Source organism: Trichormus variabilis 0441 (assembly GCF_009856605.1).
In the GTDB taxonomy this organism is placed as follows: Bacteria; Cyanobacteriota; Cyanobacteriia; order Cyanobacteriales; family Nostocaceae; genus Trichormus; species Trichormus variabilis.
On the sequence record NZ_CP047242.1, the window covers coordinates 3,422,920 to 3,444,342 of the forward strand.

A 21,423-nucleotide genomic window follows, 5' to 3' on the forward strand; every position below is an offset into this window, starting at 1 on the left:
TTCCAGAAAACCAAATAGCATAGAATGTAGAGCCGCCAAAAGTTAAACATGGATTTAATTCTTTGCCACACAACAGCTGATTTTGATACATTGGGCGCAGCCGTAGGACTAACTTGCCTATTACCTGGAAGCAAGATTGTGTTGACTGGGGGCGCGCATCCACCTGTGCGAGATTTTTTGGCGTTACACCGAGATGAGTATCCTTTAATTGAAAGGCGTTCGGTAAATCCTGAGAAAATTCGATCGCTCACTATAGTAGATGCCCAACAACGCGATCGCCTGGGTAAGCCTGCTGAGTGGTTAGATTTACCTCAAGTTCAGAAAATTACGGTCTACGACCACCACACGGGACAAACATCAGATATCCCTGCAACTCAGTTACATATTGCCTCGGTGGGGGCAACTACAACCCTGATTGCGGAGGAATTACAACGGCAGCAAATCACTCTCAATCCTGCCCAAGCAACGGTGATGGCTTTGGGTATTCATGTAGATACGGGTTCCCTTACCTACGACCAATCAACTCCCAGGGATGCCTTAGCTTTAGCTTGGTTGATGGTACAGGGTGCTAGTTTATCTGTAATTGCCAATTACCGTGACCCTGGTTTATCCCCCCAATTGCAGCGACTATTAACGGAAGCGTTGGAAAAATTAGAATATCTTTGCTTGCGTGGTTATACTATCGCTTGGGTGACTTTAACAACAGATGGTTATGTCCCTGGGTTGTCAAGTCTAGCCTCACAGCTCATAGAGTTAACAGAAATTGATGCTTTGCTGTTGGCAAATGAACACCCATCAAATAAAGATGATTCCCGTTTTACAGTAATTGGGCGATCGCAAATTCCGGGTCTGCATCTAGACCAATTATTTCAACCCTTGGGCGGTGGTGGTCATTCCCAAGCAGCATCACTAAATTTACGTGGTGTTGATACCCAAGATATCCTCCAACAACTGCTCAAAGGTATCAAGGCGGCTATTCCTCATCCCCCCACAGCCAGGGATTTGATGTCTTCCCCTGTCCGCACAATTCGCCCGGAAACTACAATTGCCGAAGCACAGCGCATTTTATTACGCTACGGACACTCTGGTTTATCTGTGGTTAATCCCCAAGGGCAATTGGTGGGGATTATTTCCCGTCGTGATTTGGATATCGCCCTACATCACGGATTTAGTCATGCGCCAGTTAAAGGTTACATGACCACTGATTTAAAAACCATCACCCCAGATACAACGTTGCCACAAATTGAGTCGCTGATGGTGACCTATGATATCGGTCGCTTGCCAGTATTGGCAAATGAGCAGTTAGTGGGTATCGTCACTCGTACCGATGTTCTACGGGAACTGCATCAAAATATTGCTGTAGGTGGTAGCGGGAATTTAAGCCAATTCCGAGACATGGGTACTGAGTTGAAAACTTCCCTCAGCCATGAATTGCGATCGCGTCTGACTCCCCAACTCTGGCAATTACTCACCACTGCTTCCCAAGCTGCCGAGGAAAGGGGTTGGCATTTGTATTTAGTTGGTGGTGCGGTGCGGGACTTGCTGTTGGCAGAAGCAGCCGCCGGCACGCTCATGATCACAGATATAGATTTGGTAGTTGATGGCTTCCACAAATCAGCCGATGTGGGTGCAGGTGTGGAACTAGCAAAGGCACTGCAAGAAATTTACCCAGCCGCCCGTTTAGAAATCCACGGTGCTTTTCAAACGGCTGCTTTGTTGTGGCACAAAGACCCAGAATTAGATTCTTTGTGGGTAGATATTGCCACCGCCAGAACCGAATTTTATCCTTACCCCGCCGCCAATCCCGAAGTTGAAGCCAGTTCCATTCGCCAAGATTTATATCGCCGTGACTTTACCATCAACGCCCTCGCCCTGCGCCTCACCTCTCCCCGTGCTGGTGATTTACTCGATTTCTTTGGCGGTTTATTAGACTTAAAAGCCAAGCAAATCCGCGTCCTACACGCCAATAGCTTTATCGAAGACCCCACCCGGATTTATCGCGGTGTGCGCTTTGCGGTGCGTTTTGGATTTGCTATTGAACCACGCACCGAAGAATATATCCGCTATGCCATCAACAGTGGCGTTTACGATCGCACTGCCCAAAACAATACCAAAACCCCAGCCCTGCAAACTCGACTCAAAACTGAACTCAAGCACATCTTAGAAGCCCCTTACTGGCGATCGGCTTTGCAACTACTCGATGACTTAGGGGCATTGCACTGCATCCATCCCACCCTGAGTTTAAATAGTGAACTCATACACCAACTACGTCTACTAGAACGTTGTTTGCGGCGATTTGACCCCCAACAAAACCTAATTCCTTGGCAAATGCGCTTAGAAGCCATTATTGCCCACCTAGCACCAATGTATCGGGGTAAAGTCGCCAAAAATCTGCAATTACAGGAAGATAGCATTCAGCATTTGCAAAACCTCGCTGTTGCCCAAGCTGAGATTGTACAATCTCTATCTGAATATCAGCGCCCCAGCCAAGTAGTTCAGCTACTACGCAAGTATAATTTAGAAATACTAATTTTGATTGCTTTACAAAGCCAGCGCCCCATCAGGCGGCAAATCTGGCAATACTTAACAGTCTGGGCTAACGTTCAACCGATTCTAAACGGTAATGACCTCAAGAAGTTAGGGTATAAACCGGGGCCACAATATCGACAAATGCTAGATGATTTACTAGCTAAAACTTTAGATGGAAATATTACAAATCAAGTAGAAGCCCAAGAGTTTTTAGCCCAGCAGTATCATAAATAACAATTCAAAATACCCTACGGGAAGCTAAAGCTACAAAATTCAAAAATAAAATTGGGCAACCTCCGCGTTGAAAAATATTAGTTATGTATCAATACAGTTCAGTTAGCGTTAAAAAACTGATTTGGTGTAGGTTGGGTTGAGGAACGTAGGCGCAGCCTTCTCGTAGAGTAACCCAATTCTTGCCACTTTGTTGGGTTTCGCTATCGCTCTACCCAACCTACAATTATCCTTAACTTTTCACCCAATCCCCAATCCCCAGTCCCCAATCCCCAGTCCCCAGCCATACCTTAAGTTAACAACCGAATCCTCGACCCCTGTTGCGTTTTATCTACCTCAATTCTGGCTTGAAACGCCTCCTTAAGGTGGGGCATATGGGTAACAGTGAGGATGCAGGCGAAATCGTTAGCGATCGCATTAATGGCAGCAATGAGGCGATCGCATCCTTCCGCATCTTGTGTACCAAAACCTTCGTCTACAATCAATAGTTGCAATGCGGCTCCGGCTCTTTGGGCTAATAGTTTCGCTAAGGCTAAACGAATCGCAAAGTTAATTCTAAAAGCTTCCCCACCGGAGTAGGTTTCATAAGCTCTTGTACCTCTGGCATCGGCAATGAGAATATCTAAGGTATCTATGAGTTTGGCATTTTTCTTGGTAGATTTACTGCCCTTTCCTGCTCTTTGAGTAATAAATTGTACGTGCAGTTGATTCGCACTCAGCCTGGATAAAAGTTGATTTGTCTCGGCTTCTAGTTGGGGCAACACGTTCTCAATCATCAAAGCTTGGATACCATTTTTACCAAACGCCTGGGCTAATTCCTGATATACCCGGTATTGCTGCTTGCAAGTTTGGTATTGTTGCTGCTGCTCCTCATATTGAGTTTGCAGTGTTTCCAACTGATGGGCTAACTGTTCTAAACGTCCTAACTGGGTGATTTGTTCGTCTAGTTGTCGCCGTCTTGTGGCTAACTGTTGTTCTAAAGCTTGAATTTGCTCCCTGGGGTTAGCGGCTTGGGCTAACTGCTCCACAAGGCTATCGATTTGGGTGGCGAGTTGTTGTCTTTCCTGCAATCTGGCAAGTTTAGAGACTTCCAAATCTTGCAATCTGCCCTGGAGTTGGGGATACTGTTGCTGGGCTGATAACAGCTGCTGGTAACGCAACTGCCAAGCTTGGGACTGGCGCACCGCGAGACGTAGGTTGTTATGCTGCTCAGAACTATAACCAAGTTCTGCGATTTGCTCCTCAAGGGCTGCGATTTGTTGAGCATCTTCCGAATCAGTTTGCTCCTGCTGGATTCTGGTTTGTAGTTGGGTAATTTGAGCTTGTAATTCTGGTTTACGGGCTGCTAATGTCGCCAGGCGTTTGCTAGCATCCTTGATTTGCCCTTGCTTAATTTCTGCCCATCGCCACCGTTCCACTTCGCTACGAGCCAGGGCATGGTCTTGCTCATTGTAATTTAATTGTTGCAGATATTGTTCTAATTGCCGCAATTCAGCTTGTTGATCAAGGGCAAAATCACCAACTTGCAGCGATCGCTCTAAGTGTTGTTTTTCGGCTGCCAATTGTTGTAATTGTTGTTCAGCATCGCTGGTAGATTGCAGTTGGGCAGCTAATTGTCCTCGTTGTTCTCGTAACGCATCGTAAGCATTTAATTTCTGGGATATTTCCCGATATTCCTGCCTTAATACCTGAATTTCTCTATCGGAAACTGCCATCTGCTCACGAAACACCCACAATTGCCCCTCGGTTTCCTTATACTCATCTTTGGTTTTATCTACTACCCGATTCCAATGATGTTCATCTAAAGGACGTTCGCACAAAGGACAGATAGCATCGGGGGTGCGGAGCATTTGCAATTTCTGCTCCATTTCTCCCAATAATCTTTCATATTCCCGTTGTTGGGCTTGCAGACGTTCTATAAAATTCCGTCTTTCGTGGCCTTTTTCCTGCACCCGTTGCAAATAAACCCGGTCTTTCTCCATTTGATCAATTTGCATCGCCACTTCCATGACCGCTTGTTGCAGTTGGGGTTGGCGTTGGGAGGCTCGTTGCAATTGATTCTCTGTGGCTTGTAGTTGTTCGAGCCTGGCGACTAACCCCGCATGAACCCGGTCTAAATGGCTTTGTAGATGTTGGCGCTGTTGCAACAAAGGGGAAACCTGCATTTGCAGTTCATCTAGGTGCGCTAAATGGCGACGGGCGGCGGCGAGTTGGGCTAAGGCGGCTTCTATTTCCCCGGATTTGCTCAAGGTGTGCTGAATTTCTTGTTCTTGTTGCTTTAAGGCTTCCAATTGTCCTTGGACTTGTTGGAGTTGTCTTTCCAGTTCGTGAATTTGTTTAGTTAACTGTTGCTGCTTTTGTTGGCGTAGGGCTGTGGCGCGGGTATGTTCGTCAAACTTGACAGCAAATACTTCTTCTTGGGATTGCAGACTTTGGTAATGGCTGTAGCCGTTTTGAATCTCTGCTTCCCGGTGCAAGATAGCTTCTAACTCAGCTAACTGTGTTTTGACTGCTGACTGTTCTTGTTGGAGGCGATCGCTATCTTGTGTAAGATTTTGGTATTGTTGCCTCACAAAATTTAACTGCTGTTCGCTATTTTGCCTCTGGTGTTGAATCACCTGCAAACTCTGCAATTGAATCGTCTCAAAGGCTTGTACCTGTTGCAGTTGGTTAATTTCCGCTTCTAATTCTGCCCGTTGGGCTTTGGTGTTTTCCCGTTGTTGTAACTGAGTTTTAATTGACTCCAAAGAACGTTCTAATTCTTCCGCCCTCACTTTAAATTGACGCGATGAATCTTTGGCTCGTTCTTCCAACTCATCATATTGGTTTAGTTTCAACAACTCCGCCAAAATTTCCTTGCGTTCACTGGGACGCTTGAGCATAAATTCATCTGCTCTTCCTTGACGTAGGTAAGCAGAGTTAATAAAAGTCTCATAATCAAGCTTGATGTGTTCTAAAATCAAATCCTGGGTGGCGCGGACACCTTTACCAGTAATTGCCCGGAAGCCAGAGGGTGTTTCGATTTGAAATTCCAAAATCCCCGATGCACCCCGAATTCTACTGCGAATTACGCGATATTTTTGCTGATTATTTTGAAAAGTAAAATCAACCCTAACTTCTTTTTCACCAGAATTGATCACATCATCTTCCACCGCCGCACGACTTTCACCCCATAGCGCCCATGTGATGGCTTCCAGGAGAGACGATTTACCTGCTCCATTGGCACCACAAATACAAGCCGTATGCAAACCACGAAAATCTAAAGTTGCATCACGGTAACTCAGAAAATTTTTTAGGACAAGTTGTACTGGAATCATTGAGGCTATAGCGCCACATCTACATTTTATTAACTAGCAGTACAGATGCACTCTTGTTAGTTTAACTAGGTAAATATCAGGTTTCTAGTTTTAAAGTCCGTAATTTTACGAAAATTAACATTATTCTGAGTAAGTTTTTCTGATTTTGCAAAATATTTTCCTTATACACAGAGAAAAAGAGAAATCAGTTATGACTTAAGCACCCAGTTTGTCTGTTGAGACTGGGTGTAAGGGGGTAAGGGTATAGGGGTGTAAATATTTAAAACCCCTACACCCCTACACCCCTGCACCCTTGATTTTTAGTTTTCAGATATAAGTCCCATCACTAAAAGGCTATTTTCTCTTTTCCCAATTAATAAAAGTACGGCAATAATAAAAGAATGTTTATCATCAACGTTCTCACAACTCTGACACCATTTCATTTTTTGGACGATACAAATACATCGGTAGGAGTGTATAGCTCTAAATGCCTCCAACATATCCAATATGTATCAGAATTTTGGTGAAACGGGATGATACCAGCCATTAGTCAGTCGCTAAAATAAGCTTTTTGAAATTGACTAGTCTGGCTTGTGAAGACACTGATACATTATGAAGTTGAGCATAGAACAAAGTTAGATTTCTCTTTATTACCCTGGCAAGTCTATGTTGCTCCACAAAAGACAAATTGTGTTAGTTTTGGCTTGGCTAGTGCTGATTTTTACTCAGGCAATAGCTATATACCAGGGTGAGCCTTATATTTCTTCTTGCTTTCCCATATCTAAATTAGCGATCGCGCTCACCTTTTGGCTAGAACTAATTGCCATCATCTTGACAGGTATTGCTTTTATCCTCACAGCAACCCGGCGAGATGTTACTGAACATCCGCAGACAAAAGACGAACTGTGTACTCACCAGCAAGAGTTATCCATGCTACCAGAATTTACCGACGGTATTACAGCTTTTAAACAAACACAAGCAGCCCTACAAAGTAATCAAAATTTAATGCACACAGTTATAGAAAATCTTCCCAATGGTGGTGTTTTCCTGTTTGACCAAAATTTACGCTTCATCTTGGCAGCAGGCTTAGGGTTAGGGGTGGTAGGAATTACGAAAGCTGATATAGAAGGTAAAACCATTTGGGAAGCACTCCCCCCAGAAACTTCTTCTGAGGTTGAGTTACCTTATCGCCAAGCATTTGCCGGGATCAGCTCTCGTTTTGAAGCACCCTATGGACACCGCGTTTATGAAGTCCATGTTTTACCTGTGAGGAACGATGATGGTGAGATTTTTGCTGGAATGACCATTACCCAAGAAATCACAGAGCGTAAACAATCTGAATTAGCTTTGCAAGATGCCCTACAACTGTTAAATCTACACATAGATACTACTCCTTTGGCAGTGGTGCAATGGGATTGCCACCTATGCGTTACCCGTTGGTCATCTACTGCCGAAAAAATCTTTGGCTGGCGGACAGAGGAAGTAATCGGAAAATACTTTCAAGATTTGCACATGGTCTATGAGGAAGATATGACAGCAGTTGCAGAGGCGAGCAATCGCCTCCTCAGTGGCCAAGAATCGCAAATTATCCAATACAATCGCAACTATACTAAAGACTCTAGAGTTATTTATTGCGAGTGGTACAACTCTAGCATTACTAATGAAGCAGGTAGTGTCACCTCTGTACTGTCACTAGTATTAGATGTAACAGAGCGCATACAAGCAGAAAAAGCATTACGCCAAAGCGAATTAATGGTAATTGAAGAGCGGGCGCAAGCTTTAGAAAGAGAACGGGCAGCTCGTATAGAACTGGAAAGAGCCAGTCGCATGAAAGATGAATTTTTAGCGATAGTTTCCCATGAATTGCGATCGCCCCTCAATGGTATTTTAGGTTGGTCGCGCCTGCTCCGCACCCGCAAACTGTCACCAGAAAAGATTGAACAAGCTTTAGAATCAATTGAGCGCAATGCTCAAGCCCAAACTCAATTAATTGAAGACTTACTCGATATTTCGCGGATTATTCGCGGTAACATTCGCTTACTTGTACGCCCCACAAAATTGATTCCCGTAATTCAAGCAGCACTAGATACTGTTCGCCCAATTGCCAATACCAAATCAATCCAAATTATATCTCGCCTGAATTTTGATATTGGTTTAGTTTCTGCCGACCCAGAACGTTTACAGCAAGTGATTTGGAACTTACTTTCCAATGCAGTCAAGTTTACTCCTGAAGGCGGACGGGTAGAAATTTGCCTAGAACAAGTAGAGACTAATGTGCAGATTCGGGTAACTGACACAGGTAAAGGCATTAGTCCTGAGTTTTTACCTTATGTATTTGACCGTTTCCGCCAAGCAGATGCTACCACAACCAGAAATCAAGGGGGACTAGGTTTAGGTCTGGCGATCGTGCGTAATCTCGTTGAGCTTCACAATGGTACAGTTTCAGTTGCTAGCCCAGGAGAAGGACAAGGAGCGACATTTACGGTCCAACTACCACTCTTACCAAGTTACTCCACAGTCACCCCAGAAGAACCCTTGCTTCAACGACAGACAACCTGGGATGCTAAAGTCCAAATCAGAGGACTAAAAATTTTAGCAGTTGATGATGAACCAGATACTAGAGAATTTCTCAAAACTGCCTTAGAACAATACGGAGCAATTGTGACAACCGCAGCCTCCACCAGTGAAGCCTTAAAACTGTTGCAATTAGTGAAGCCTGATGTGCTACTAAGTGATATTGGGATGCCAAATGAAGATGGCTACGCTCTAATTCGGCAAATTCGAGCGCTATCATCAGAACAAGGGGGAAATGTCCCAGCTGCCGCCCTGACCGCTTACACCAGACAAAGCGATCGCCTCCTTGCCCTAACCGCCGGATTTCAAATTCATATATCCAAACCAATTGAGCCAATCCAGTTATTAAAAATTGTTGCCACCCTGGCTGGCAACAACTCGAATTGAAAGAAAGCCGCAGAGGAATTAAAATTCCTCACCCACAAAGGGATGAGAAATCTGGTAATGGGTAATAGTCCTATTACTTATTACCTATTACCTATTACCTATTAGAAGTAAGAAACAATCTCAGTAAAACCTCGTCAAGAAATACATAATCACAGAAACCCAAAACTATTATGACTCGCTTGAATCACTGGAAATCTGGAGCTGCCGCACTCATGGCATTAACAGTCACAACAGGAACCGTTGCCCCCATCATTGCCTTTGCACCGGCTGCTAATGCCCAATTAATTGGTCAAACTCGGAGAGTTTCTATTCCTGCTGGAGTGACTTTTCCTGTTACCTACGATAAAGAGCAAGTAGTTGTTAGTCGTGGAGAAACTATATCTTTAACTCTAAAAATAGCTAACAATATTATCGACAATAACAGGAACGTTTTGATTCCTGCGGGAACTGAAGTTGTGGGACAACTAGAACCCGTATATTTCAACGGTAATTTCTCCCAAGACAGAAATGACCAAAGTAATGTCAGAGGTGTAAGGTTCGTCGCCAGAGAATTAATATTTCCTTCTGGTAATAGACAGTCAATCAGCGCCAATTCTCAAACTGTTACTAGACTAGAAAAAATTAGCAGAAATGACTCTGGCAAAATCTTAACTGATGCTGCTATTGGTGCAGGTGCTGCCACAGCAATTTCTTTGATTACAGGTAATCGCCGAATTGAAATTTTAGAACCTGTAGGTGGTGCAGCAGCAGGCGCTTTAGCTAGTGTATTACTACGCAAGAAAGAAGCTGAAGTCTTTGTGGTCAGACCCCAACAAGATTTGCGACTAGCCCTGAGTTCTAACTTGACAGTGGATGTTTTCCGCTAGTTAGTTTCCTGAAGATTTAATAGTGAATTTCATCATTCCTCTTTTAGCGATCGCCCCTTGAATTATATGTAGGCGATCGCTTAATTTTTGCTCCCAAAATTCATTTTTCAGTTACATCAGCCGCCAAATAAATGAAGATATAGGCTGGCTAATCATAAATCACCAGTAATAGCACTATTCCTAAATATCTAATACTTGTGATATAGCTATTTTGATTATTTTTACTTGTGACGAACTCATCCATTTTTATACAGAAAAACAGAAACTTTTTAGTTATTAATACGGTCTAACTAATTAACAAGACAAACAAATAATTGAGTAGGTTAAGAAACTGTATGTTTAATTTAACTCGTTGGCAATCTGGCACATCTGCACTCATGGCTTTGAGCATCACAGCAGGAACTGTTGCACCTTTTTTAGTAGCATCTCCATCTTTCGCTCAAACTACTTTTTCTGATGTTTCCTCGAACTACTGGGCTGCACAGTTTATTCAACAATTGTCCCAGCGAGGCATTATTGCTGGCTTCCCTGATGGTTCATTCCGTCCAGAAGAACCAGTAACTCGCGCTCAATTTGCGGCGATGGTCAATAAAGCTTTTCAAAAAGCACCAGAACGGCAGGCAATTAATTTTGTTGATGTCCCCAGCAACTATTGGGCATCTAGCGCCATTCGGCAAGCCTATACCATTGGTTTCCTCTCAGGATACCCAGGCAATCGTTTTGAGCCTAACCAAGCTATTCCCCGCCAGCAGGTTTTGGTTTCCCTCGCCAACGGTCTGGAATATATTCCCAGTGGTAACGTTGAAAGTACTCTGCAATACTTTAACGATGCTGTTAACGTTGCTGGCTATGCTCGTAGCCCCATAGCCGCCGCCACTGAGCAAAAAATCGTGGTGAATTATCCCAACGTCAACTTTTTAAATCCCACAGCAACAGCTACAAGGGCGCAAGTAGCAGCTTTTATCTACCAAGCGTTAGTTAGTTCTAATCAAGCCTCAGCAATCACCTCGCCCTATATTGTGGCTACTCAAGCTAATACTCCCAGAATACCTACTTCTGCGACCATTCCTCAAGGGACTGTGATTTCAGTGAAGTACGACAAGGCAGAGAAAATTCTCGTAACAAAGGATGAAACTGCACCTTTGACCCTTACCGTAGACGAAAACGTAGTTACTCAAGCCGGTACTGTGGTAATTCCGGCTGGTAGCCAGGTAGTCGGGGAACTGAAACCGGCTCAAGGCGGTTCCCAATTCGTGGCTCAAAAACTCGTTTTAACTACAGGTCAAGAGTATCAACTGAATGCAACCTCAGAAGTCATTAACAAAACCGAAACTGTCAGAAAGGGTGCTAGCACAGGCACAATTATTAAGAATACCGTCCTTGGTGCAGGTGCCGCCGCCGCCGTTTCTGCTGTCACAGGCGATCGCGCGATCGCTACCGAAGAAGTTTTAGGCGGTGCTGCAATTGGCGGATTAATAGGCTTGTTTTTCGGCAGAAATAGTGTTGACTTAATCGCTATCGACCCAGACACCGATTTACAAATGACCATTAACCAAAGCCTACTGGTTTCATTGAGATAGTCCACCCCTGCTTGTAATTCCTAATTAATAACAACACTAATTTATTAATTACGAATTACTTTGACTCATCGGTAACCAAATAATAAACGTTGTTCCTGGTGTATTAGGTGAAGTTAATTTGGAGTTAATTGCCGGGCTGAAAATTTCAATTTCGCCCTGCATTTGCTCAATTAATTGTTTAGCGATCGCCAATCCTAAGCCTGTACCAGGAATTTCTGTTTGGGCTTGTACACCTCGGTAATGTCTTTCACCTAAATGGGCTAAATCTTCTTGAGGAATACCAGGGCCATTATCACTAATGGCAATTCCTTGAAAATTCAGTTTTTCTTGCCCGGCTTGAATATAAATCTTGCCACCTTGGGGTGTGTATTTTAAGGCATTATCAATGATATTAGTCAACACTTCTTGCAAAGCTTTAATATTTACCCTGACTAATGGTAAATCTTGAGAAATATCTGCTTTCAACTTGATATGTCGGTCTTGAGCGATCGCTTTGGCTGACATGAGTAATGGTGTTAATAAATCAATTACAGCACAATCAGTTAATTGCTCTCCCGTCCCCGGTAATAATAACGCTGGTTTGGCTTCTTTTTGGACGGTGGCTTCGACAAATCCCTCTTTTTCTGGTAAAACTAACCTAGATAAATCTGCCTCTGTCCAATCAATGACTTGCTCAAATTTTTGTAGCAATTCCTTGAGGCGATCGCTCTCCCTAACAATATTCTCGCCCACATCTCGATTTGGATCACCAGGGCGCAATCTTTTCAAGAGAAGTTTACCAAAAGTCCGTAAGGCAGTTAAGGGATTCCGAAACTGATGTAATAAATTATCGAGTAAATCTTGCTGTTGTTCTTGCAGAATTTGTTGTTGATGCAGTTGGTGTTGCAACCATGCTCGACGCTGATCCAAAATACAAGCGATCGCCAGTGTTTGTCCGACTTTCTGCACTTGGCTTTGCTCTTGTTCGTTCCAGGGGCGATCGTCTCTACTTGTCACCAATAATCCCATCATCACCCCCTCATGCACCAGAGGTAAGACTATTTGGCGTTTATCTAACAAGTAATCATCACCAAAAGGCGATGACGTTCCACCTACTGTAGGCGCTCTCCCCGACTCTGGTGTTTCTTCGGCTGGCGCTACAGCCAATAATTTCCCCTGTTGTTGAGGTAGCAACAGCATATCACCCACTTGTAATTGTTTACGTGCATTCACCTCAGCAATCTCTTCTCCTGGCAGTATAACTGCTGTCTCTGGATAAGCAACCACAGGAATCAGTTTCGCCTCCCCTGTCGGCGACTCTATCAATTCTTGGGTTAGATAAACTACACTTAAAGAAGCTCCTAGCCCTTGGGTAAGTAGTGCTATTTGCTCTCGACATAGAGCCACAAAATCTGAACTGGCAGATATTAACATTTTTCAGCTCTTGCTCAGGATCACGGTTTTTGAGGGAAGATAAGAGAAGATACTTTATTTTCCTCAGTTATTTAATAAAGCTTAACTAAATCTTTCGAGTAATGGTTTTTCTCAAGGAGTGATGTACCAATTAGCTTTTGATTTATCTACCGTCAATAGTAATATCTTTGTTGTATCTAAAGTTTAAAAACTATTGATCTTTTGAACTAGAACTTATATAATTACGACGGATTTTGTAGCTATCACTACAATCTATAGCTTGAAAGAGGAGGAAAATAGGTTGGCAAGGAGACGTAAAAGAAAAAGTCGTCGTCGCCAGGAAGGACGACGTATTTTAGAACACGTACCTCAATACAGCATCGAAAGCGGTGAAGAGAAACCCGTGACAGCAGCCAGAAAATTTATTCAAGCTGAAGGTATCTTGCCACCGGCGTTGCTACTCGTAAAGCGAAACGAACACACTACAGACCGTTATTTTTGGGCAGAGAAAGGGCTGTTTGGCGCTCAATACGTCGAGGAAAATCATTTCTTGTTTCCCAGCCTGCGGGTACTTGAATCTCCCGCAGGGGCAGAACCAGTGGCGGTAGGCAGTCGCTGATTCATAGATGATAATCTTACGTGTTGAATACAGCTTCTGACAATCATTTAACTGGCAAAAGTGTGCAGTTTATGCAAAATTTCCATTTTTTTTAAGTTTGTCACTAACTTGCCAGTAGAGCTAGTCCAAGTAATTGGAGAATTAACCCTCAAAAGACTAATTTAGTTTGCCTGGGTTGGCTAGTCTCATGATGCAGAAGAGAATCATGATAGAGCAGAAAACACCCAGAAGCGAGAGTTGAACTTTGCTCTCCTCCTGTGAATTTTTCAGAAAACTCTGTCAAGATACACGCTTTTCCCTGCGATTTGCGGTCGTAGGGAAAAAGAACACTAGTACAAAAGGCGATAGGTAAAAAGCAAAGGGCGAAACATAGAGTGATATCAATTCAAAATTTTGGAGGATTGATGGTGCTTTGTGTTTGATTCTGTCATTTAGTACTAGTGATTCTCCCGATTTTTTCTCTTAAATATCCATTTCCCAAAAAATAGACATACAGTTTGCATCTACACACTCAACTACTAATTATTCATTAGGCTTTAAAGGTAGTGCTTTTTGTAGCTCAAGTAGTTCATCACGATGAGCAACAACGGTTATTTTACTAAATAATTGCGGCTGATTAGCCAAAGATTCTAGTTTCAGCACAACTTTTTCTAGCCTACCTGCTTTTTTCCAATAAAAAAGGCCACTCAAAGGCGCAAATAATACCAAGCCCAGAAAAATATTACCGAATCTAGGGAACAACAAAGCGAAAACCAAAGACAAACAGACTAGACCAGCAGATGCTAGCAGCGTGAGAAACACTGCTAAAAATATGCTGGGTTTCACGAACCCTTCAAAAGTCACTTGGTTTTTTTCATGGTCTACTTCTGCCACTCGGTAAGACCGAGAGCGAAAATACTCTTGTAATTGCGGCATTAAAACGCTTTCTTCTTGCTCGGAAATCAATTGCATCATTTCTGTACGGTCTTTAGTCGATGCCCGAATGAAGAAGAGCAAACCAACCGCCAGTAACAAGGTGAGTAAGAACGTTGATGGCAGAATAGCAGTATCCATAACTAAATTATTAATGTTTAACAGGAGGAGATTTATTCATTATTAATTATTGGTTAATTTGTCCTCACATAAATGTAATTTTGCCAAAGCCGGGCTAAATCTTCCGCTTGATGTTGCCATTCTGGAGAAACTTGGTACATTCGCCTGGGGCGACCTCTCCCTTCCAACTTCTTCCAATACCCAGTAATTGCCCTATTGTCTTCCAGAAATTTGATGGCACTATAAAGTACAGTATCTGAGAGCCGATAGGTAGGGTGTTCAGTTTCTAGTTGCTGAATTAATTCAGTTCCGTAGGATTCACCTTGTAGTAAAACATACAGAATGTAACAAATTGCTACTTCCTGGCAGAGGTAAGTTGGCGGAGGATTTTCAAAGAATTGATATATATCCTCAATTTTCATAAGTTCGTGGATGGCTAAAAGTATCACTTACGGTGGAAGCTACGGGTTTTTCATCAGTATAGGGCGCTACTTCTAAAAAGTAAGTATATAGCGCTACCTGGAGAAAATTTACCCAGTGTAAACAAGTAATGATGAACTACCTTGTGAACAGTAAAAGTCACAAGCAAAAGTTTGAGTCACGCAAAGAATTGCGCCTCTATCTAGCTTTAATTAGTGTTGTGAGGAGTTGCCTAGACAGTGGTTTTGCCACTATCTAGGTGTCAAGTAATGCCGAGATGGTTTAGAACTGCTGAAACGTAAGATGCTATCGAAGAAATTTTACAGGTAAAATGCCGTTTTGTCTGTAACTCTGTAAAAGTTAATAAATAGTTTATTTGGTAATGATTGCATTGCTGAAGGTAAATCTGTGTTTATCAAACTCTTACACCAGTACGAATAAAAAAGCTGCTAGGGGCTAAATAAAGGATTTTCTGCTTATGCAGATGGCTTTACAGTCCCTCGGTTCACAGCATTGTTTACTCCTTTGGGTTTGCTAATTACAGTAAAAACCCACAAGCAAATATTAAAAATAACAGGGTGAGGAAGTATGAGAAAAATAACTTTTAAATAGTGTTTTTTTCCTCCGTAGGCAGCATTTTTTTACACCAATACTTTACTGGTGGAACAAGTGTGATTTTAAAAACTAACAAATTTTTGGCACAGTATGGCAGAAATAAAGATAGTATTTTAAGCAGCACACAGCCAAGATTGTGGATGTTTTATTTGCATTTTGTACTAGCCAGTTGGTGAGCAAGCAGTATGTCACGAAACCCCGATGCTCCATCATCTTCTTCTAATCTCCGGACAATTGCCCAGACGTTCCGTATGACAGGCTGGATTAGTTTCTGGATTCAGCTAGTACTAGGCGTTATTTCTGGCATCATTGTGCTATTGTTTGGCATTTTTAGCCAAAGGGCAGGTAGCCCTAATAATAATCCGGGGACTGGCTTTGGGGTGTTTTTAGCGATTTGTGGATTAGTAGTGCTGGGTGGAGGTATTTATTTAGCCTTCCGTTACACCAGAATTGGGAATCAATTGCTATCCTCCAACCCCAGTAATCGTCCTCGGAAAGTGGAAACAGTGCAAGTATTACGTTTAGGACTGTGGATAAATTTAGGTGGGACTCTAGTGACATTGTTGGGAGCGCAGGCGATCGTGGGTACACTAGTAGCTAGGTCAATATCTCCCCAAGCTGTCACTACCCAATTATTTGACCCTACCCGCATCATTAGTGGTCTAGATATGTTGGTAGTTCAGGCGAACATCAATACAGTCTCAGCCCACTTTGCTGGGCTGGTTAGCTCATTGTGGCTACTCAATCGCATCAACAAATCTTAAACAAGATTTTAGTATTTGCCTTTCCTGTCATGGCAAGACAAAATCGGTATATGCTGATGTGTTGGCAAGAAGATACTAGGCGAAAGATTGAGAAAAATTTGTGCTGGATATTAAGCAAATAAGGGAAAATCCCCAACTAATTCAGGAAAGGTTGAATAGCCGCAGTGGTACCTATGACATTCAACCTATATTACAGTTAGATAAGCAACAACGGGAGTTGGAAGCGACCCGCAGTCAAATCCAAGCCCGGAGTAACGAAATTGGTAAAATTGTCGGACAAAAGATTAAATCGGGTATTAATCCTCAAGACCCGGAAATCCAAGCTTTGCGGGATGAGGGAAACTCCATTAAAGCCCAATTGAGTGAACTAGAACCAAGAGAAAAAGAACTCAAGGCGGAAATTGAGCAACTTATACTCGCACTCCCTAATTTACCCAGTGACTCTACACCGATAGGTAAAAGTGAGGAAGAAAATGTAGAGGTAAGGCGTTGGGGTGATGAATATCTACCCCAGAACCCGAATATTATCCCCCATTGGGAAATCGGCGAAAAGCTGGGTATCCTCAATTTTGAGCGTGCTGTCAAAGTTGCCCAAAGTCGCTTTGTCAACTTGATAGGGGCTGGTGCGGCGTTGGAGCGGGCATTAATTAACTTTATGCTGAAAACGCAAACCGTAGCTGGCTATGTAGAAGTTAGTCCACCCTTGTTAGTCAATACTGATTCTTTAACAGGAACAGGTCAATTACCGAAGTTTGCGGAAGAAAGCTTTAAGTGTGCTGATGATGAATTGTGGTTAATTCCCACAGCAGAAGTTCCTGTTACTAACCTTTATCGGGGTGAAATTCTGGCGGCGGAAAATTTACCCATTTATCACTGTGCTTATACTCCCTGTTTTCGTCGGGAAGCAGGAAGTTATGGAAGAGATATGCGGGGTTTAATTCGCCTGCATCAATTCAATAAAGTAGAGTTGGTGAAAGTTGTTCATCCCAGCACTTCTTTTGATGAATTAGAAAAATTGGTGGGGAATGCCGAAGCAATTTTACAGGCTTTAAAATTACCTTACCGGGTGATTAATCTTTGTACTGGTGATTTAGGTTTTGGGGCAACGAAAACCTATGATTTAGAAGTATGGCTACCATCTTCTGGTAAGTATCGAGAGATTTCTAGTTGTTCTAATTGCTTTGATTTCCAAGCGCGGCGAGCCGATATTCGCTTTAAGGAAGCGGGTAAAAAAGGGACGCAGTTCGTCCATACCCTCAACGGTTCTGGCTTGGCTGTGGGGCGAACTATGGCAGCTATTTTGGAGAATTATCAGCAACCAGATGGGACAATTTTGATACCGGAGGTTTTGCAGGTTTATTTGGGTAGGGAAGTTTTGTAATACGGATACAAAGCACTCTCAGGTTTTCAGATTTGGCGTAATTTTTTACGAATAACCTCCATATAATCACTTCAAGAGAGATTATATGGAGATATTGATACTGTTACTAGAATAATAGCAATTATTGATGTAAAATATGAGGATATACTTATATGAAATAATATGTTAACTCTGAGTTATCCACATATAGAAAAAAGTGACAATCAACCTGCAAGATTACAGCGTTTGCCTAGAATTAGAGTAGCCCAAATTGTTATGGATTATCTTGCCTATGGCTGGTCAGTAGAAGAAATGTGTCGTCAACATCCTCACTTAACCCATGCCGAGGCTCATGCTGCTATGGGTTATTACTTTGATCACCAACAAGAAATTGATCAAGAAATCCAAGAGGAATGGGAACAAGTAAAAGGAATTATAAAACAATCAGCACAGACTCCATTTTACAGCAGAATGAAAGCAAAAGGACTGTTGTAAGTGGCTATTGCTTTATACATGGATGTTCATGTGCCTCAAGCTATCACATCACAGCTGCGTCGTCGGGGTGTAGATGTGTTAACTGCTGTTGATGATGAAACACAAGAATTTCCTGATGATAAATTATTGCAGAGAGCAGCAGAGATTAAACGAGTCTTGTTTACCCAAGATATTCGTTTTCGAGTCTTAGCAGAAACTTGGCAAATAGAAGGAAAAAACTTTTCAGGATTGATTTTTGGGCATCAACTTGGTGGCACAATTGGTCAATTCGTTAAAGATTTAGAATTTATTGCCAAGGTTTCAGAGATTGATGAATGGATAAATGTAATTGAATATATTCCTTTCAGATAATTTTAATAATTACATATTGAAGATTGCGATCGCCAGTTAGGGTGGTGAGTGGGAGTTAGCGATCGCCTCAACTATAATTTAAGAAAGCGCAAAGGTTAATCAAATCCTGATTGCTATGTTAAAAAGTTACGAAGCGATTTATGAAAATGGTCAAATAAAATGGGTTTCGGAACAACTCCAAGTTAATACTGCTCGTGTCATTGTTACCTTTATAGAAGAAATTTTACCATCAAAGAAACGCCGCACTGTCCCTGAATCTATTGGTGGCAAAGGTAAGACATTGGGAGATATTGTTTAGTTTTATGACGAAAAACTTAGAAATAATTGTCACAATTACCACAAATGGCAAGTTGTTAATTAATGATCCTGTAGACTTGCCTGTGGGAGAATATCGTGCTGTTCTAGTATTAGAAGATCAACCAATCCAAGATAGTGTTCAAACTTCTGTTCAGAATGCTCAGGCTCTTTTTAGAAAATATATTCCTGCTAGTAGACATCTTTCTCAAGAATTGATTGAGGAGCGAAAATTGGAGAGTTTGAGTGAGTGAATTTGTTCTCGATGCCTCTGCTGTTTTAGCGTTGCTTAATCAAGAAACTGGCAGCGAAGAAATTTTGCAGTTGATTGACAATGCAGCAATTAGTACTGTCAACCTATCCGAAGTTATAGCAAAGCTGGCAGAAGCCGGAATTCCTGAAGACGAGATTAAGCAGATTCTCTTTCATCTCAATCTTGAGGTGATTCTTTTTAACCAAGAACAAGCATTGAAGGCGGGAATGATGCGTCCAGCTACTAAATCGATTGGGCTATCATTTGAAGATCGGGCTTGTCTGGCTTTAGGTGTTATTCTCAACCAGCCTGTTATCACAACTGATCGTTTGTGGAGTAACCTGAATTTGGGAATTGAGATTCGAGTAGTACGTTAGCGCATTGATGTAGATGCTCATAGATAACCCTATACCCAAATTAGGCATAGTTTCCTACTGTAGGATGTTTTGAGTCTCTGCGTCCGTTCCCTAACTACTACAATAAAAATATATATCGGAATATTTTGATTAATTTGCTCTATGTCAGTTTTAGCAGCGATCGCAGTCTTGGCGGTATTAATCTTGGTACACGAGTTGGGGCATTTTGTCGCCGCACGTTCTCAAGGTATTCATGTGAACCGCTTTTCGTTAGGATTTGGGCCTGTTCTGTGGAAGTACCAAGGTGCGGAAACTGAGTATGCTATCCGGGCTTTTCCCTTGGGTGGATTTGTCGGCTTTCCCGATGATGACCCCGATAGCGATATTCCCCCCAATGACCCGAATTTGCTGCGTAACCGTCCTATTTTAGATCGGGCGATCGTTATCAGTGCAGGTGTCATCGCTAATTTAATTTTTGCTTATATGCTGCTGGTAGCCCAGGTGGGCTTTGTTGGTATTGGACAAGCCAGTCAGCCAGGGGTTTCCATCCAACAGTTAGCGCCAGAGGTGAGTGCTGTTGCTACTAATGCTGGACTGAAACCAGGAGATGTAATTCTCTCCGCTAATCAAAAAGAATTTGGCACTTCCTTACAAGAAATAGAGGCTTTAAGAGACATCATTAAGAATAGCCCTGGTAAGTCTATTCAACTCCAGGTTGCGCGTGGAGACGAAAGGCTATCAGTTAATGTTATCCCCGAAGCCAAACCAGCCGGGGGAAGTATCGGGATTGGTCTGGCACCTAACGGCAAAGTAGAACGCCGTCCAGTTAGTCTGGACAAAGCTTTCAGCGTTGGCGCTAGCGAATTTCAACGCATTGTTGTCATGACCTTTAAAGGCTTTGGACAACTAATTACTAATTTTGGTGAAACAGCAGGTCAAGTCGCAGGCCCCATCAAGATTGTGGAAATTGGCGCTAACATTGCCCAAAACGATACAGCTAGTTTATTCTTCTTTGCTGCTTTAATTAGCATTAACTTAGCAATCATCAATATTTTGCCACTTCCCGCTTTGGACGGTGGACAATTAGCGTTTTTACTGATTGAAGGTTTGCGAGGGAAGCCTTTACCCAACCGAATTCAAGAAGGTGTAATGCAGACTGGTCTAGTATTACTCTTAGGGCTGGGAATTTTTCTGATTGTGAAAGAAACCACCCAGTTAACTACCCAATTGGAGTGGGTGCAGAAATTGTTCCAGTGAGTACTACTACCCGTAAATCACCTTCTAAAAAGCAACGGGCGTTAGAAGTTCTCTCTCGCCTGAAGCGTCTTTATCCCGATGCCACCTGCTCCTTAAATTACACCACAACAGTACAGTTGCTGGTGGCAACTATTCTCTCAGCCCAGTGTACGGATGAGCGAGTCAATCTAGTTACACCAGCTTTATTTAGCCGCTTTCCTGATGCGCCTAGTCTAGCGAATGCGGATTTAACAGAGTTAGAAAACTTGGTACGTTCCACAGGGTTTTATCGCAATAAAGCCAAAAATATTCAAGCCGCCTGTCGCATGATTGTTAGTGAGTATAACTCTGTGGTTCCCAACACAATGGAACAGTTGCTTAAACTGCCTGGTGTGGCGAGAAAAACGGCAAATGTGGTTTTAGCTCATGCCTATGGTATCAATGCTGGGGTGACAGTAGATACCCATGTGAAGCGCCTCAGCCAACGCTTAGGTTTAACTAAATATCCAGACCCCGTTCACATTGAACAGGATTTAATGAAATTACTGCCCCAACCAGATTGGGAAAATTGGTCAATTCGGCTAATTTATCACGGTCGCGCTGTCTGTAAAGCCCGTTCTCCTGTATGTGAGGCTTGCGAATTGGCGGATTTATGTCCGTCTGTCACGAAAACAATTATTGTTGGGTAGTACCGCAAGGCGGAAGTCATTAGTCATTAGTTACTTCCCCTATACCCTTACACCCCTATACCCCCAACCCCTTGATTTTACTTT

At 42.6% G+C, this 21,423-nt stretch carries 18 protein-coding genes; 14 read left to right on the forward strand and 4 right to left on the reverse strand.

The genetic code is table 11. The features are described 5' to 3' along the window. Positions 1-48: 48 nt before the first annotated feature. Positions 49-2,763, forward strand: a complete 2,715-nt coding sequence (locus GSQ19_RS13855; protein WP_011318518.1) for a CBS domain-containing protein — start codon at positions 49-51, stop codon at positions 2,761-2,763. 287 nt (positions 2,764-3,050) lie between these two features. Here GSQ19_RS13855 and sbcC read toward each other — a convergent pair whose 3' ends face one another. Then, positions 3,051-6,077 carry an exonuclease subunit SbcC gene (gene sbcC, locus GSQ19_RS13860; protein WP_011318519.1) on the reverse strand — a complete coding sequence of 1,009 codons (3,027 nt, stop codon included), beginning with the start codon at positions 6,075-6,077 and terminating at the stop codon, positions 3,051-3,053. Between the two features lie 645 nt (positions 6,078-6,722). Here sbcC and GSQ19_RS13865 point away from each other — a divergent pair. The 3 genes from GSQ19_RS13865 to GSQ19_RS13875 all read left to right on the forward strand — a co-directional run bounded on the left by GSQ19_RS13865 (position 6,723) and on the right by GSQ19_RS13875 (position 11,463). Then, complete coding sequence (locus GSQ19_RS13865; protein ID WP_224311678.1) at positions 6,723-9,017, forward strand: PAS domain-containing hybrid sensor histidine kinase/response regulator; 2,295 nt, start codon at positions 6,723-6,725, stop codon at positions 9,015-9,017. Positions 9,018-9,187: 170 nt separating this feature from the next. Next, a complete protein-coding gene (locus GSQ19_RS13870; protein ID WP_011318522.1) occupies positions 9,188-9,883 on the forward strand; it encodes a hypothetical protein in 696 nt (231 codons plus the stop codon). A gap of 335 nt (positions 9,884-10,218) precedes the next feature. Continuing rightward, complete coding sequence (locus GSQ19_RS13875; protein ID WP_011318523.1) at positions 10,219-11,463, forward strand: S-layer homology domain-containing protein; 1,245 nt, start codon at positions 10,219-10,221, stop codon at positions 11,461-11,463. 48 nt (positions 11,464-11,511) lie between these two features. Here GSQ19_RS13875 and GSQ19_RS13880 read toward each other — a convergent pair whose 3' ends face one another. Then, positions 11,512-12,876 carry a GAF domain-containing sensor histidine kinase gene (locus tag GSQ19_RS13880; protein WP_011318524.1) on the reverse strand — a complete coding sequence of 455 codons (1,365 nt, stop codon included), beginning with the start codon at positions 12,874-12,876 and terminating at the stop codon, positions 11,512-11,514. A 280-nt stretch (positions 12,877-13,156) separates the two neighbouring features. Between GSQ19_RS13880 and GSQ19_RS13885 the strand changes: the two genes are divergently transcribed. Then, positions 13,157-13,474 carry a DUF3155 domain-containing protein gene (locus GSQ19_RS13885; protein WP_011318525.1) on the forward strand — a complete coding sequence of 106 codons (318 nt, stop codon included), beginning with the start codon at positions 13,157-13,159 and terminating at the stop codon, positions 13,472-13,474. A gap of 522 nt (positions 13,475-13,996) precedes the next feature. Here the strand turns inward: GSQ19_RS13885 and GSQ19_RS13890 are convergent. Next, positions 13,997-14,527 (reverse strand): cofactor assembly of complex C subunit B, encoded by a 531-nt coding sequence (locus GSQ19_RS13890; protein WP_011318526.1) that lies wholly within the window; start codon positions 14,525-14,527, stop codon positions 13,997-13,999. Between the two features lie 53 nt (positions 14,528-14,580). Further along, complete coding sequence (locus GSQ19_RS13895; RefSeq protein ID WP_010998120.1) at positions 14,581-14,928, reverse strand: PadR family transcriptional regulator; 348 nt, start codon at positions 14,926-14,928, stop codon at positions 14,581-14,583. Positions 14,929-15,726: 798 nt separating this feature from the next. On the opposite strand from GSQ19_RS13895, the gene GSQ19_RS13900 reads away from it, so the two are divergent. The 9 genes from GSQ19_RS13900 to nth all read left to right on the forward strand — a co-directional run bounded on the left by GSQ19_RS13900 (position 15,727) and on the right by nth (position 21,339). Beyond that, entirely contained in the window at positions 15,727-16,305 is a 579-nt protein-coding gene (locus GSQ19_RS13900; protein WP_011318527.1) for a DUF3611 family protein, read from the forward strand. A gap of 100 nt (positions 16,306-16,405) precedes the next feature. Further along, on the forward strand, positions 16,406-17,686 hold the full coding sequence (gene serS, locus GSQ19_RS13905; RefSeq protein ID WP_011318528.1) for a serine--tRNA ligase: 1,281 nt from the start codon (positions 16,406-16,408) through the stop codon (positions 17,684-17,686). A gap of 162 nt (positions 17,687-17,848) precedes the next feature. Then, positions 17,849-18,160, forward strand: coding sequence for a DUF433 domain-containing protein (locus GSQ19_RS13910; protein ID WP_011318529.1), 312 nt, complete (start codon positions 17,849-17,851; stop codon positions 18,158-18,160). After that, positions 18,161-18,511, forward strand: coding sequence for a DUF5615 family PIN-like protein (locus tag GSQ19_RS13915; protein ID WP_011318530.1), 351 nt, complete (start codon positions 18,161-18,163; stop codon positions 18,509-18,511). It abuts the gene before it with no gap. A gap of 115 nt (positions 18,512-18,626) precedes the next feature. Then, positions 18,627-18,809, forward strand: a complete 183-nt coding sequence (locus GSQ19_RS13920; protein ID WP_011318531.1) for a hypothetical protein — start codon at positions 18,627-18,629, stop codon at positions 18,807-18,809. A gap of 4 nt (positions 18,810-18,813) precedes the next feature. After that, positions 18,814-19,059 carry a hypothetical protein gene (locus tag GSQ19_RS13925; RefSeq protein ID WP_011318532.1) on the forward strand — a complete coding sequence of 82 codons (246 nt, stop codon included), beginning with the start codon at positions 18,814-18,816 and terminating at the stop codon, positions 19,057-19,059. Continuing rightward, on the forward strand, positions 19,052-19,435 hold the full coding sequence (locus tag GSQ19_RS13930) for a type II toxin-antitoxin system VapC family toxin (protein ID WP_011318533.1): 384 nt from the start codon (positions 19,052-19,054) through the stop codon (positions 19,433-19,435). The genes GSQ19_RS13925 and GSQ19_RS13930 overlap by 8 nt, the downstream gene beginning before the upstream one ends. 141 nt (positions 19,436-19,576) lie before the next feature. Continuing rightward, a complete protein-coding gene (rseP, locus tag GSQ19_RS13935; protein WP_011318534.1) occupies positions 19,577-20,671 on the forward strand; it encodes an RIP metalloprotease RseP in 1,095 nt (364 codons plus the stop codon). Beyond that, the gene (nth, locus tag GSQ19_RS13940) at positions 20,668-21,339 is read left to right on the forward strand and encodes an endonuclease III (RefSeq protein ID WP_011318535.1); all 672 of its coding nucleotides are present in this window, start codon (positions 20,668-20,670) and stop codon (positions 21,337-21,339) included. The genes rseP and nth overlap by 4 nt, the downstream gene beginning before the upstream one ends. Positions 21,340-21,423: the final 84 nt, after the last annotated feature.

Excerpts from the sequence above, each read along its gene's own strand:
- GSQ19_RS13855 (WP_011318518.1), top strand. The coding sequence starts at position 49 with ATGGATTTAATTCTTTGCCACACAACAGCTGATTTTGATACATTGGGC.
- sbcC (WP_011318519.1), bottom strand. The coding sequence starts at position 6,077 with ATGATTCCAGTACAACTTGTCCTAAAAAATTTTCTGAGTTACCGTGAT.
- GSQ19_RS13865 (WP_224311678.1), top strand. The coding sequence starts at position 6,723 with ATGTTGCTCCACAAAAGACAAATTGTGTTAGTTTTGGCTTGGCTAGTG.
- GSQ19_RS13870 (WP_011318522.1), top strand. The coding sequence starts at position 9,188 with ATGACTCGCTTGAATCACTGGAAATCTGGAGCTGCCGCACTCATGGCA.
- GSQ19_RS13875 (WP_011318523.1), top strand. The coding sequence starts at position 10,219 with ATGTTTAATTTAACTCGTTGGCAATCTGGCACATCTGCACTCATGGCT.
- GSQ19_RS13880 (WP_011318524.1), bottom strand. The coding sequence starts at position 12,876 with ATGTTAATATCTGCCAGTTCAGATTTTGTGGCTCTATGTCGAGAGCAA.
- GSQ19_RS13890 (WP_011318526.1), bottom strand. The coding sequence starts at position 14,527 with ATGGATACTGCTATTCTGCCATCAACGTTCTTACTCACCTTGTTACTG.
- GSQ19_RS13895 (WP_010998120.1), bottom strand. The coding sequence starts at position 14,928 with ATGAAAATTGAGGATATATATCAATTCTTTGAAAATCCTCCGCCAACT.
- GSQ19_RS13900 (WP_011318527.1), top strand. The coding sequence starts at position 15,727 with ATGTCACGAAACCCCGATGCTCCATCATCTTCTTCTAATCTCCGGACA.
- GSQ19_RS13910 (WP_011318529.1), top strand. The coding sequence starts at position 17,849 with ATGTTAACTCTGAGTTATCCACATATAGAAAAAAGTGACAATCAACCT.
- GSQ19_RS13920 (WP_011318531.1), top strand. The coding sequence starts at position 18,627 with ATGTTAAAAAGTTACGAAGCGATTTATGAAAATGGTCAAATAAAATGG.
- GSQ19_RS13925 (WP_011318532.1), top strand. The coding sequence starts at position 18,814 with ATGACGAAAAACTTAGAAATAATTGTCACAATTACCACAAATGGCAAG.
- rseP (WP_011318534.1), top strand. The coding sequence starts at position 19,577 with ATGTCAGTTTTAGCAGCGATCGCAGTCTTGGCGGTATTAATCTTGGTA.